This window comes from Streptomyces sp. TAA486, from assembly GCF_000426165.1.
The window spans coordinates 290000-303030 of the sequence record NZ_KE384503.1; the positions used below are offsets into that span (position 1 = coordinate 290000).

Annotated in this window: 14 protein-coding genes; 9 read left to right on the forward strand and 5 right to left on the reverse strand. The window is 68.0% G+C overall.

What is annotated here, in order from left to right; genetic code table 11:
* The first annotated feature begins 373 nt into the window (after positions 1-373).
* The 9 genes from rpmH to I004_RS0129135 all read left to right on the forward strand — a co-directional run bounded on the left by rpmH (position 374) and on the right by I004_RS0129135 (position 6831).
* Positions 374-511 carry a 50S ribosomal protein L34 gene (rpmH, locus tag I004_RS0129100; protein WP_028438354.1) on the forward strand — a complete coding sequence of 46 codons (138 nt, stop codon included), beginning with the start codon at positions 374-376 and terminating at the stop codon, positions 509-511.
* Positions 512-534: 23 nt separating this feature from the next.
* Complete coding sequence (gene rnpA, locus I004_RS38715; RefSeq protein WP_078511901.1) at positions 535-912, forward strand: ribonuclease P protein component; 378 nt, start codon at positions 535-537, stop codon at positions 910-912.
* Positions 909-1199 (forward strand): membrane protein insertion efficiency factor YidD, encoded by a 291-nt coding sequence (gene yidD, locus I004_RS0129105; protein ID WP_028438355.1) that lies wholly within the window; start codon positions 909-911, stop codon positions 1197-1199. Before rnpA ends, yidD begins: the two co-directional genes overlap by 4 nt.
* Positions 1200-1207: 8 nt before the next feature.
* Positions 1208-2341, forward strand: a complete 1134-nt coding sequence (yidC, locus tag I004_RS0129110) for a membrane protein insertase YidC (RefSeq protein WP_028438356.1) — start codon at positions 1208-1210, stop codon at positions 2339-2341.
* A gap of 18 nt (positions 2342-2359) precedes the next feature.
* Positions 2360-2878 carry a R3H domain-containing nucleic acid-binding protein gene (locus tag I004_RS0129115; protein ID WP_028438357.1) on the forward strand — a complete coding sequence of 173 codons (519 nt, stop codon included), beginning with the start codon at positions 2360-2362 and terminating at the stop codon, positions 2876-2878.
* Positions 2879-2937: 59 nt separating this feature from the next.
* Positions 2938-3660 carry a 16S rRNA (guanine(527)-N(7))-methyltransferase RsmG gene (rsmG, locus tag I004_RS0129120; protein WP_028438358.1) on the forward strand — a complete coding sequence of 241 codons (723 nt, stop codon included), beginning with the start codon at positions 2938-2940 and terminating at the stop codon, positions 3658-3660.
* Positions 3661-3913: 253 nt separating this feature from the next.
* Positions 3914-4987, forward strand: coding sequence for an AAA family ATPase (locus I004_RS0129125; protein ID WP_078511902.1), 1074 nt, complete (start codon positions 3914-3916; stop codon positions 4985-4987).
* A complete protein-coding gene (locus tag I004_RS0129130) occupies positions 4984-6114 on the forward strand; it encodes a ParB/RepB/Spo0J family partition protein (RefSeq protein WP_078511903.1) in 1131 nt (376 codons plus the stop codon). The genes I004_RS0129125 and I004_RS0129130 overlap by 4 nt, the downstream gene beginning before the upstream one ends.
* 99 nt (positions 6115-6213) lie before the next feature.
* Complete coding sequence (locus I004_RS0129135) at positions 6214-6831, forward strand: GNAT family N-acetyltransferase (protein ID WP_028438361.1); 618 nt, start codon at positions 6214-6216, stop codon at positions 6829-6831.
* An 804-nt stretch (positions 6832-7635) separates the two neighbouring features.
* Here I004_RS0129135 and trxA read toward each other — a convergent pair.
* The 5 genes from trxA to I004_RS0129160 all read right to left on the reverse strand — a co-directional run bounded on the left by trxA (position 7636) and on the right by I004_RS0129160 (position 12925).
* Positions 7636-7965: a thioredoxin gene (gene trxA, locus I004_RS0129140; protein ID WP_028438362.1), complete on the reverse strand. Its 330-nt coding sequence runs from the start codon at positions 7963-7965 to the stop codon at positions 7636-7638.
* 71 nt (positions 7966-8036) lie between these two features.
* Positions 8037-9056, reverse strand: a complete 1020-nt coding sequence (gene trxB / locus I004_RS0129145) for a thioredoxin-disulfide reductase (RefSeq protein WP_028438363.1) — start codon at positions 9054-9056, stop codon at positions 8037-8039.
* A 118-nt stretch (positions 9057-9174) separates the two neighbouring features.
* Positions 9175-10176, reverse strand: coding sequence for a hypothetical protein (locus tag I004_RS0129150; RefSeq protein ID WP_028438364.1), 1002 nt, complete (start codon positions 10174-10176; stop codon positions 9175-9177).
* A complete protein-coding gene (gene sigM / locus I004_RS36865; RefSeq protein WP_486580588.1) occupies positions 10173-10970 on the reverse strand; it encodes an RNA polymerase sigma factor SigM in 798 nt (265 codons plus the stop codon). The genes I004_RS0129150 and sigM overlap by 4 nt, the downstream gene beginning before the upstream one ends.
* 59 nt (positions 10971-11029) lie before the next feature.
* The gene (locus tag I004_RS0129160) at positions 11030-12925 is read right to left on the reverse strand and encodes a protein kinase family protein (protein WP_028438365.1); all 1896 of its coding nucleotides are present in this window, start codon (positions 12923-12925) and stop codon (positions 11030-11032) included.
* Between the last annotated feature and the right edge of the window lie 106 nt (positions 12926-13031).

The following is a 13031-nucleotide window of genomic DNA, read 5'->3' on the forward strand; positions in this document are numbered from 1 at the left end:
ACGAATGTGTGGTTCTGCGGACGGTCGGGAGGGATGGGAGTTCAATCACGGTAGTCAGGGCGACGCGCAGCATTCAAGTCGTTGTCCACAGGCTGTGCACGAGCGGCGTGCGCACCCCGTGTGGGGCCTTGTCACGGGCTCTCTGTGGTTTGACCGAACGGCGTAGCCCCGCGTACCGTAACGAGGTCGAGTTGTCGATGGCTGCTGCCGCATGCCTCCGATGGGCAAGATCCATGAGACTCTTCACGGATCATGAAGCGGTGCACACTCGGGCGTTGCGAGCTACTCGTGGGCGCACGGTGACAGCCTGTCGACGCCACACGCCCATCTCCCGCGACAACCGTGGGACACGAAGCTTTCCTGGAGCCCCCGAGTGAGCAAGCGCACCTTTCAGCCGAACAACCGCCGCCGCGCGAAGACGCACGGCTTCCGGCTGCGCATGCGTACCCGCGCCGGCCGCGCGATCATCGCGAACCGCCGCAGCAAGGGTCGCGGCCGTCTGTCGGCTTGAGCGCCTGACCACCGGTCCATGACGTGCTGCCTACCGAGAACCGGCTGAGGCGGCGCGAGGACTTCGCGGCCGCGGTACGCCGAGGACGCCGGGCGGGTCGCCCGCTTCTCGTCGTCCACCTTCGCAGCAACAGCAACTCATCGGACCCGCACGAGGCGGGGGGAGACGCTCCCCCGGCACGTGCGGGTTTCGTCGTGAGCAAGGCGGTCGGGAACGCGGTTGTGCGCAACCGCGTCAGGCGGCGGCTGCGGCATCTGGTGCGCGACCGAATGGACGAGTTGGCGCCAGGTAGCCTGGTTGTCGTACGGGCGTTGCCGGGCGCGGGTGAAGCAGACCATGACGAGTTGGTGCGCGACCTGGACGCCGCTCTCGGGCGGCTGCTTGGAAGGCCTCCGTCATGAAGTACCCCCTGCTGTGGTTGATCAAGTTGTATCAGTGGACCATCAGCCCGATGCTCGGGCCGGTGTGCCGGTACTACCCGTCGTGTTCGCACTATGGCTACGCGGCCATCGCGCGGCACGGCGCCGTGAAAGGTACGGCACTGACGGCCTGGCGCATCCTGCGCTGTAATCCCTGGTCCCCCGGTGGCGTCGACCACGTCCCCGCCCGGAAGCATCCGGTTTGGCACCAGCGGCTGCGTTACCGCTGGCAGCAGTACCGGACCCAGTCCAACGCCCAAGGAGCCTGATGAACTTCCTGGACACGATCCTGAGTCCTCTCTATACCGCTGTCTCCTGGATCATTGTCCAGTTCCACTCGCTGTTCAGCCTGGTCTTCGCCCAGAGCAGCGGATGGGCCTGGGGTCTGTCCATCTTCTTCCTGGTGGTGCTGATCCGGATCTGCCTGATCCCGCTCTTCGTGAAGCAGATCAAGTCGACCCGGAACATGCAGGCGCTCCAGCCGAAGATGAAGGCGATCCAGGAGCGCTACAAGAGCGACAAGCAGCGCCAGTCCGAAGAGATGATGAAGCTTTACAAGGAGACGGGTACGAACCCGCTCTCCAGCTGCCTGCCGATCCTGGCGCAGTCGCCCTTCTTCATCGCGCTCTTCCAGGTGCTGAACCACATCGCGAACAACCGGCCTGTGGGTGTCCTCACCGCGGAGCAGGTGGACAGCGCCCGTAACGCGTCGGTCTTCGGCGCTCCGATCGCAGCGAAGTTCCTGGACAGCGCGGACAAGGTCGCCGAGCTGGGTGCGGCTCTGACGGATGTGCGTGTCGTCACGGTCGTCATGATCGTCATGATGTCGGCGTCGCAGTTCTACACGCAGCGCCAGCTGATGACGAAGAACGTCGACCTGACGGTGAAGACGCCGTTCATGCAGCAGCAGAAGATGCTGATGTACGTCTTCCCGATCATGTTCGCCGTCTTCGGCATCAACTTCCCCGTGGGTGTTCTCATCTACTGGCTGACCACCAACGTCTGGACGCTCGGCCAGCAGATGTTCGTCATCAAGCGCAACCCGACGCCGGGCTCCCTCGCCTTCACGCAGCGTCAGGAGAAGCTGCGGGCCGCGGGCAAGCTGAAGGAGGACCCGAAGGAGGTCGAGGCGCGGGAGGCCGTGGAGGCGGCGCGTGCCAGGCGTCAGCAGCCCAAGCGGCAGAGCAAGTCCCAGCGCCAGCAGGCCAAGCCCGGCTCCGGCGCATCGGCTTCCCTGGAGAAGGAGAGTGCCGACGATGACGAGGCTCCCGCGGGAGGCTCCGGCGGCGGGACGACGGGCCAGCAGTCCAAGAAGCCCGGGCAGAAGTCCGGACAGAAGTCGGGACAGAAGAAGTCGGGGCAGCAGCGCAAGGGTGGAGCGCAGCGCCCCAAGCACCCCTCCAAGAAGTAGCGAGAAGGAGCCCACGGCGTGACGGAGACGACGGACACCACGGATACGGCTGCTTCGGACGAGGGGGACTCGCTCTCTCAACTGGAGCAGGAGGGCGAGATCGCGGCGGACTACCTCGAGGGTCTGCTCGACATCGCCGACCTCGACGGTGACATCGACATGGACGTCGAAGCCGACCGTGCCGCGGTGTCGATCATCAATGAGGGATCCGGGCGTGACCTTCAGAAGCTGGTGGGCCGTGAGGGCGAGGTCCTGGAGGCACTGCAGGAGCTGACGCGGCTTGCGGTGCACCGGGAGATGGGTGACCGCAGCAGGCTGATGCTGGACATCGCCGGCTTCCGGGCCCGTAAGCGTGAGGAGCTCGCGGAGCTGGGTGCCAAGGCGGCGCAGGACGCAAAGGGCTCGGGTGAGCCCGTGAAGCTGCGGCCGATGACCCCGTTCGAGCGCAAGGTCGTCCACGACGCTGTGAAGGCGGCCGGCCTGCGCAGCGAGTCCGAGGGCGAGGAGCCGCAGCGCTGCGTGGTCGTGCTGCCGTGACCGACGGGTCGGTAGGGCAGGCCGGGCCGCCCGAGGGTGGCCCGGCGGAATTCAGCGAGCTGTCGGAGCTCGCACCGGCGCCGGAGGCGGCACGGAAACTCTTCGGCAAATACCTCCCGGACGTGGAGCGCTACGCGGAGCTGCTCGCGGACGTGGGCGTGCGCCGTGGCCTGATCGGCCCGCGGGAGGTGCCGCGGCTGTGGGAGCGGCACCTACTGAACTGCGCGGTTCTCTCGGAGATCGTCCCGGAGGGCGTGACGGTCTGTGATGTGGGTTCGGGTGCGGGACTGCCCGGAATCCCCCTGGCTCTCGTCCGCCCGGATCTCGATATCACTCTGCTGGAGCCCTTGCTGCGGCGCACGACCTTCCTCGAGGAGGTCGTCGAGCTGCTGGGGCTGGAGCATGTGTCGGTCGCGCGTGGGCGCGCGGAGGAGATGCTCGGGGCGATCCAGCCCGTGCACGTGGTCACCGCTCGCGCCGTCGCACCGCTGGACCGTTTGGCGGGCTGGGGCATCCCGTTGCTCCGTCCGTACGGAGAGATGCTCGCGATCAAGGGCGACACGGCCGAGGAGGAGCTGAAGGGTGCCCGCGACGCCCTGCACAAGCTCGGCGTCGTGGACACATCGGTGGTCCAGGTTGGCGCCGGCGTGGTGGATCCACTCTCGACGGTCGTACGCGCGGAGGTCGGGGAGAGCCCCGGCGGAGTGCGCTTCGCAGCGCGCCGTGCGAAGGCTCAGAAGGCACGGGGACGTGCGGCACGGGGTGGACGGCGCCAACGCTGAGCATTCCGCCAAGAGGGATGTCCGTTTACTCCAAAAAAGCTCTTAAGACTATGCGTTACGGTGTGTCGTCCTGGTGTGCGGTGTCCGACTGTGCATCGTGTTTCACGTGAAACGCCGCTCTCTCTTGCAAGGAATCATCAGCCGAGGTCGCGCTCAAGCCGCGCAGCGCGACCGGAAATCATCGTCGAAGCCCCGCTCCTCGGTGGATTCATCCACAACTGAGCGGGGCTCGCTGGTTCATGACACCGAAAACATGGCAGGCTCTGTTCAGCACGAGCCTTATGTCGAGGAGAGTGAACCGTTGCGGTCCGACGCCAATACCGCGGGACCGATGGCCGACCCGGTCCCCGGCCCCCGTTCAGAATCGGTGGATGTTTCACGTGAAACTCCGCCCCCGATGGACGATACGCCGATCGGTCGCGCCGCCCAGCAGGCGGTAGAGGCGATGAACCGTGCCGGCGAGGGCCTTCCGAGGCCCGAGCAGACGCGGGTCATGGTCGTGGCCAACCAGAAGGGTGGAGTCGGGAAGACCACCACCACCGTGAACCTGGCCGCCTCCCTGGCCCTGCACGGTGCCCGAGTCCTCGTGATCGACCTTGACCCTCAGGGGAATGCGTCGACGGCCCTGGGCGTCGACCACCATTCGGAAGTTCCGTCGATCTACGACGTCCTGGTCGAAAGCATGCCGCTGGCCGACGTCGTCAAGCCCGTACCGGACGTGGAGGGGCTCTTCTGTGCACCCGCCACCATCGATCTCGCCGGTGCGGAGATCGAATTGGTGTCGCTGGTCGCACGGGAGAGCCGTCTCCAACGAGCTCTCAGCGCATACGAGCAGCCGCTGGACTATGTCTTGATCGACTGCCCGCCGTCCCTCGGATTGCTGACGGTCAATGCGTTGGTCGCCGGTGCCGAGGTCCTCATCCCGATCCAGTGTGAGTACTACGCCCTGGAGGGTCTGGGGCAGCTCCTCCGCAACGTCGATCTCGTCAAGGGCCACCTCAACACGCGACTGCATGTCTCGACGATCATCCTCACCATGTACGACGGCCGGACGCGGCTCGCCTCGCAGGTTGCGGATGAGGTTCGCAGCCACTTCAGCGCAGAGGTGCTCCGGACGAACATCCCGCGCTCGGTTCGTATCTCGGAGGCCCCCAGCTACGGCCAGACCGTGCTGACCTACGATCCTGGTTCGAGCGGTTCGCTGTCCTATTTGGAGGCTGCTCGTGAGATCGCGCTCCGGGACCCGAACGTGAAGCAGCGGCACGACGAGTCCGTACAGCAGCTGCAGCAACAGCAGAACAGCACCATGCCGGAGGGGTCGCAGTGAGTGATCGACGTAGGGGGCTCGGCCGGGGTCTGGGTGCCCTGATTCCGGCGGCGCCGGCGCCCGGGGCCGAAGAGGGTAGGCCCTCGGTCGACTCCAACGGAGCCACGTCACCGAGCGCCGTTCCCGTGATCCCACCCGATCGTGGTGTGGCGGCGGCAAAGGTGACCGCGCTGCCCGACAGCGAGGCGAACGACGACGTTCCACGTGAAACGTCCGGTGCCGACGGCGCCGATTCGACGAACGAAGTCGTTCCCGCCGGGGCGCACTTCGCAGAGGTTCCGCTTGAGGCCATCACTCCCAACCCTCGTCAGCCTCGTGAGGTCTTCGACGAGGACGCACTGGCGGAACTGGTCACCTCCATCAAGGAGGTCGGCCTTCTCCAGCCGGTCGTCGTGCGGCAGTTGGGGCCGGAGCGCTATGAGCTCATCATGGGTGAGCGGCGCTGGCGGGCCTGTCGTGAGGCGGAGCTGGAGCGGATCCCGGCGATCGTCAGGGCGACCGACGACGAGAAGCTTCTCCTGGACGCGCTCCTTGAGAACCTGCACCGTGCACAGCTGAACCCGCTTGAAGAAGCCGCTGCTTACGACCAGCTGCTGAAGGACTTCAACTGCACACACGATCAGCTCGCCGACCGGATCGGCCGCTCGCGTCCGCAGGTCTCCAACACCCTACGGCTGCTGCGGCTTTCGCCGTCGGTGCAGCGGCGTGTGGCCGCGGGCGTTCTGTCCGCAGGGCACGCACGTGCGTTGCTGTCGGTGGAGAACGGTGAGGAGCAGGACCGCCTCGCCCATCGCATCGTGGCCGAGGGTCTTTCGGTGCGTGCGGTGGAAGAGATCGTCACGATGTCGGGCGGCTCCACACCGAAGAGTGCGTCGAAGTCGAAGGGCCCCCGTGCCGGGAAGCGGGTGTCCCCCGCCCTGGACGAACTGGCGGGCCGGCTCTCGGACCGCTTCGAGACCCGGGTGAAGGTCGATCTGGGCCAGAAGAAGGGGAAGATCGTCGTCGAGTTCGCGTCGGTCGACGATCTCGAGCGCATCCTCGGACAGCTGGCCCCGGGTGAGGGCCGGGTGCTCGGCCAATTGACGGCGGAGACGGAAGAGGCCGAAGCGGAGGAGAGCGAGGACTGAATCTTCGTTCGGGAGCCGCGAGAGCGGTGAACCTCGGATACTCCGATACTGGCCCTCAAGAACCAGAACGAGCTGTCGCCCCATGGATACGATGGATCCATGGGGCGACAGCTCGTTCCGCTCACACTGGACAACCTCACGGACCTTCCCGGGCGTTGCCGCGCCTGCGTGTTCTGGGAGCTTGATCCCGTCAGCGGTGAGGCCGCGGTGCAAACCGGGCGGCCGGAGGTTGAGAAAGAGTCATGGATCTCCGCGGTCCTGCTGGAGTGGGGGTCCTGCGGACGCGTGGTCTACGTGGACGAGCAGGCGGTCGGTTTCGTGCTGTACGCACCTCCGGCGTACGTGCCCCGGTCCTTCGCGTTCCCGACCAGCCCGGTCTCCCCTGACGCCGTTCAGTTGATGACGGCCTCGCTGTTGCCGGAGTACCAGGGACAGGGACTGGGGCGCGTCATCGTGCAGACCGTGGCGAAGGATCTGCTGCGGAGAGGCTTCAAGGCGATCGAGGCGTTCGGGGACTCACGCTGGAAGGAGCCGGCGTGCGTGATCCCGGCGGAGCATCTGCTGGCGGTCGGCTTCAAGACCGTCCGCCCGCACCACAGCTTTCCGAGGCTCCGGCTGGAGTTGCGCTCGACGGTCTCCTGGCGGGAGGACGTGGAGCGTGCGCTCGATCAACTGCTGGGAGCGGTGCAGAAGGACCGGGTGCTTCGGCCGTTGTGATGGAGGGCCGGCGAGGGGTGGGTCCTCTTCGGTGGTTTGACTCAGCGCTGGTTTCACGTGAAACGGGACCCGTGGAGTCTCGCCGCAAGGAGTCGCCGTGGGATCACGGCGAGCCCCCTGCCGGCGGTCGCTTGCTAGCTCGTCCGGTCGCACCGTGTTCCGAGGCAGCGAGTCGAGGTGCGCTCAATGGTGTCCTGGCGGGGAGGACATGGAGCGGGCCGCGCTCGAGATTGCTGAGAGCGGTGCAGAAGTGAACTGCCCGCCCGAGCAGTCGGCCACGGCGGCCCCATCCGACGGGCGATCCTCCGAAGGCTGGCTGACGGGCCTCCGATCTGTAGACCCTCGCCAGGAGTGCCCACATGGAGGTTCGCCCGGCTAGGGGCGTCTCCGATCTCGCCGATGAGGTTCTGCCCCCCCGAACGTCGAACCGCGCAGGGGAGTTCGCCGTAGTGACCGAGATCGGTAGGCGACTGCCGGGGACGCAGCAGCGAGAGGTGAGCCGCCAAGAAGCGGCGCGCGGCAGGGCGAGTAGCGCGCCGTCGAGGAGCGCGGTGCTGCTGAGGCGGCGGTCGACAAGCGCGCCACCGAGAGGCGCGGCATCGGGGGCGCGCGGCGCCGGCGAACGCAGCACCTAGCGCGAACTGGAGAGCGCGGCACCTACGATCGCAGCACCGTTCGGCATGGGGCGCAGCGAGGGGGAGTGCCCTCCCCCGTGGGTGACTCGCGCGTGGTTTCACGTGAAACGGCCCGGCGTTCGTACGCCGGGCCGTCCCGTGATGATGCGGCGGAATTCGCCGACCACGCTCAGCCGATGAACTCGGCGAGGTCCTTCTCGATGGCCGCCCGCGGCTTCGCGCCGACGATGGTCTTCACGACCTCGCCGCCCTTGTAGACGTTCATCGTCGGGATGGACATGATCCCGTACTTGGCGGCGACAGCCGGGTTCTCATCGATGTTGAGCTTCACGACGGTGAGCTTCTCGCCGTTCTCCTCCGCGATGGCCTCCAGGGAAGGGGCGATCTGACGGCACGGACCGCACCAAGCGGCCCAGAAGTCGACGAGCACAGGCTTGTCGCTCTTGAGCACGACCTCTTCGAAGTCGGCGTCGGTCGCGGTCACGGTGGCACCGGCCATTGTGGTTCTCCTCGTTTCTCGTGATGGTGCGTGTGCTGCGTTGTTGTCTGTGTCGATCCGCGGCAGGTCCGTCAGAGTGCAGCGGCCTCTGCCTCTGCTGCCTCCTGGGCCTCTTCGGTCTTCTCGGGTTCGGCGACGTGGTCGTTGTGGGCGCCGTCGAGCTGGGCGGCGAGGTAGCGCTCGGCGTCGAGGGCGGCGGAGCATCCGGTGCCGGCTGCGGTGACTGCCTGCCGGTAGGTGTGGTCGACGACGTCGCCTGCGGCGAAGACTCCGGGGATGCTGGTGCGGGTGGAGGGGGAGTCGACCTGTACGTAGCCCTCGTCGTCCAGGGTGAGCATGTCCTTGAACAGCTCGACGCGGGGGTCGTGGCCGATCGCGACGAAGAGGCCCGTCACCGGAAGCTCGGACGTGGCACCGGTCTTGGTGTTCCGGAGCGTCAGGCCGGCCAGCTTGCCGTCCTTCTCGTGGATCGTCTCGACGGCGCTGTCCCAGGCGAAGGTGATCTTCGGGTCGGCGAAGGCGCGTTCCTGCATGGCCTTGGAGGCGCGGAGCGCGTCGCGCCGGTGGATGACGGTGACGGAGTCGGCGAAGCGGGAGAGGAACGTCGCCTCTTCCATCGCCGTGTCTCCGCCGCCCACGACAGCGATGTTCTGGTTGCGGAAGAAGAAGCCGTCGCACGTGGCGCAGTAGGAGACGCCACGGCCGGACAGCTCCTCCTCGCGGGGCAGTCCCAGCGAGCGATAGGCGGAACCGGTGGAGATGATCACGGTCCGGGCGCGGTGGACCGTGCCCGCCGAGTCGGTGACGGTCTTGATCTGGCCGGAGAAGTCGACGGCGGTCACGTCGTCCGGGATCAGCTCGGCGCCGAAGCGCTCCGCCTGGCCGCGCATCTGGTCCATGAGTTCCGGGCCCATGATCCCGTCCGTGAAGCCCGGGTAGTTCTCGACCTCGGTGGTGTTCATCAGGGCACCGCCCGCTGTGACGGACCCCTCGAAGACCAGCGGCTTGAGCGAGGCCCGCGCCGTGTAGAGCGCGGCGGTGTAGCCGGCGGGCCCTGAGCCGATGATGATCACGTTACGGACGTCGCTCACGGGAGTCTTCCTTGTCTGCCGACTGCTTTCCGGTCTGTGAGGTTCTCACCCCACCCAACGGATCCTAGGGGGCAGACATTCCCGCCGTGCCGCCTGTCAGGCCTCCGGTCGAAGCGTGTCAGGGGCGGTCGTAGGTGTGCCTGGTGAGCACCTCTCCCGGTCCGGTGCCTTCATCCCGCACACAGGACGGGTCGACGACGTAGGCGTCGACGCGCTTCGCGTCGTCCTGGTTCGGAAGGACGACGAGATAGGCGGTCACTCCCTTGTACGAGGCGTGCTGGTCGACGGCGAGTGGCGTACCCGAGCGGCCGATGCCCGCGAGCACGCAGGACGGCACGGATGCGGCGCCTCCGGCGAGCGGGGTGTTCCCCTGGCTCTCCTGCGTCTTGAAGTCCCGGGACGGGGCGTCACCGGCCCCCTGTGAGGACTCCCGGGCCGCATCGTGCTTCGCGAGTAGACCGTGGACCTGCTTTTCGAGCGTGCTGCCGGCCTGGGTGCGCTCACTTGCATCGGAGCCCGATCCGGCGCTGGGAGGCGCCGAGCCGTTCATGGACTGCAGGACGACACTGCCGAGACCGAGAGCGACGACCGCGCCCGCACCGGCGAGGATCGCTGACCGCCACCGGCGTACGCGCCGGGCTGGACGGTGACGTCCCGGTCCGGTGCCCCCGCCAGAGGGTCGTCCTGCCGGACGGTCGGCTGGACGGTGCGAGGCACTTGTTTCACGTGAAACAGCGGCAGCGGAATGCCTGTGCGTCGCTGTTTCGCGTGCTGGCTTCGCGTAGCGGTCGCTCCCGTCGGGAGCCGCGTCGGTTTCACGTGAAACCACGGCTCCGTCGCCATGCGGTGAGCCGAGCAATGCCTCCGCAGCGAGGGCCGCGTCGATGCGGCCCGCGATGTCCTCGGGCATGGGGGAGGCCTCCGGCAGTGCGCCGAGCGAGTCGCGGATCTCCTCGAGCGAGGTCAGTACATCCGCACACAGGCGGCAACCGGCCAGATGAGCCCGAAGCTCTGAGGACCGGTCCCGGGGCAGCAGATCCTCATCGAGCGCGGAAATCTCGGCGACGTCCGGATGACCGTCGATGTTGCGCGCGCCGGGCGTGAAAGGGGTGGGTGTCATGCGTGCTCTCCTCCTCCCTTCACGGCTCCGGGTCGTTGCGTGACGCCTTCCGAGGGTGGGACGGATGGCTCGCGGGTCCGGTTCCTTCTCCCCTCTCGCTGTGGCTTGTCCCGCTCCACGCCCTCCGGACGGAGATGGGTGACGAGGGGCAGCAGCCGGGCCCGTCCGCGGGCGCAGCGGCTCTTCACGGTGCCGACGGCGATTCCCAGAACTTCGGCGGCCTCGGCGACCGGATAGCCCTGCATGTCCACGAGAACGAGGGCGGCCCGCTGTTCCGCGGGGAGCTGGGAGAGCGCGTCGACGAGTTGCCGGTTGAGATCCTGGCGCTCGGCGGGCAGTGCCGCGGACTCGTGCGGTTCGAGGAGCAGATCCAGGCGCTCGGTGTCATCGGTGAGCTGAGTGCGGCGCGAAGCGGCCTTGCGCGCGCGATCGAGGCAGGCGTTGACGGTGATGCGGTGCAGCCATGTGGTGACGGCGGACTGGCCGCGGAAGGTGTGTGCGGCCCGGTAGGCGGAGATAAGAGCGTCCTGCACGGCGTCGGCGGCCTCTTCCCGGTCGCCGAGGGTGCGTATCGCCACCGCCCAGAGCCGGTCACGGTGACGGCGTACGAGCTCACCGAAGGCTTCGGGGTCGCCGTCGACGTGCCGCGCGAGAAGCGTCTTGTCGTCCGGTGCGTCGGGGCCGCGATCCTGAGCGGGGACGGGCGGCCGTGCCTGTCTCTCGCCCGCGCCTGCCCCGCCGCGCCCATGTTTGGGGCGGCGGCGCATCCCCTTGCCCCCGCTGTCGTCGCTCACCGTCGGACGCCTCCCGTCATCCTCGCCCGCCGGCCGTGCCGTGCGTCAGTGCCGAGGGATCAGCTCGATACCTGGATCTCAGTGATCCGGCCACGGTAGTTGCCGTCGTCCGAGAGCGGGAGCTTGGTGAGCCATACCAATACGTATTGAGTCCTGATGGGTTTCTTCGCCTTGAGGGTCAGATGCTCACCCGTGCCGCTGCTGACCTTGCTGAATCCCGTGAGCGAGGCCGGCATCGAGGTGGTTCCCCTGGGAGCGGCGAGGAAGTGGGCCTCGGTGGCGCCCATGAAGTCGACCTTGACCGAGCTCACCTGCTGCGGCGTGCCGAGGTCGAGCACGATCCCGGCGCCCGGCTTGAGGTTTCCGAAGTCGGGGCGGCCGTAGTACTTCTGCGTCAGCCAGTACGTATCGGGGGCGCCGTCGTAGGCGTCGGGGACCTTCGCGGGGTTCTCGCTGCCGTTGCCGCCGGGCGGGGGGTCGAAGTCCTTGGCGTCGACGATTTTCACGGACTTGCCTGCGGCGCCCGTCTCGTCGTTGCCCTGTGTCTCGCCCGCTCCCTGGCCCTGGGAGTTGTCGCCCTTGAGGAGTGTGTCGGCGACCTGCCAGCTGCCCAGGCCGAGTGCCGCGATCAGCAGCGCTGAGACGCCCCACTTGAGGACCTTCCCGGTACGGCCCGGAAGCGCGGGTGGTGCTGCGGCCTCGGCAGGTGCTGCGGGACCGCCCATGCCGCCGGCCGGACGCGCGTGGGCGCCCTGTCCGTACGCGCCCTGCTGGAAGCCGCTGCGCTGGTACGGGCGCGGCGAGCCGAAGCCCGTCTCCGGCGGAGGGATACGCGGCAGCGCGGAGGCGGCCTTGGCCAGCTCCTCCGGAGTGGCGCAGGGCTGCTCCTGACTGGATGCGGTGGCGCCGTCGTTGACGAGGGCCCGCATCGCCAGCTGGGAGAGCCCCCGGTGCACGCCTGCACGCACCTGGTCCGGCGCGACGAGGGTGCGTTTGGCGAGGGAGCCGACGCCGGTGAGCCCGTAGGCGTCCTCCTCGTACGGCCAGCGCTGCGTCAGAGCGGCGTAGAGCACGGCGCCGACGCCCTCGGTGTCCGCGCGCTGCGGGGAGCCGCTGGTGATGCCGCGCAGCGCGGCGCTCACGGCCAGCCCGCGGATGCGGTACTGCCCGGAGCCGGTGCGAAGAACCGTGCCGGGTGTCAGCCGCAGATGGGCGAGACCTTCGCGGTGTGCGGCGGCCATCGCCTGGGAGAGCTGGATGACGAGCTGCTGGGCGTCGTGGGGCTCCAGGGCGCCGGTGGCGAGGATGTCGCTGAGGGGCGTCGCGTCGGGAAGCCACTCGTGGACGATGTAGACGAGATCGTGGTCCTCCACGGCGTCGAGGACCTGGACGAAGCGCGGGTCTCCGAGAAGGGCCGAGGAGCGGGCGGCGGACAGCACCTTCCAGGCACGTGGGTGGCCCGAGGGAAGGATGTGAACGCCGACAGCACGACGCAGCTTCTCGTCGACGGCACGCCAGCTGCTGAATCCGTCCAGACGGGTGACGCACTCCTCCAGACGGTACCGCCGTGCGAGCTTGTGGCCGCTGTGCAGCTCCGGGGGCGCGGGCGTCTCCGTGGTGCCGGGAGCGACGGCTTCCGGGCCGCCACCGGCGCTCTCGTCGGTGCCTGGCTGCTGGTCCTGCGAGTGGGCCTGCGGCTGCGTCTCCGCGGGCACAGCGGCGTCGGGGCCGCCCGGGCCGCCGCTTCCACCGCTCGCGCTGCCCGCGCTGTCGCCGTCCTGACTGTCGTGAGAGGTCGAGGAGGCGTCTTGTCTGGTCTCCTCCGGGGGCCGGTCGCTGCCGCTCTTTCCGTCCGTAGCGCTGTCGACGCTGGCCTTGTCCGCCCTGGTGGCGAGTGTTGGCTCGTCACCGTTGTTCTCAGCCACGCCGACGGCAGCTGTGCTCCGTTCCGCCACCGTCGTTCCTGCCTCCCCAGTTCATTGCAGCCACTCTGTGAAACGGCTCGACAATTGTGCCCACAGTCCGCCGCTATGCACGACACGCAGTGGCCGCGGATGGTTG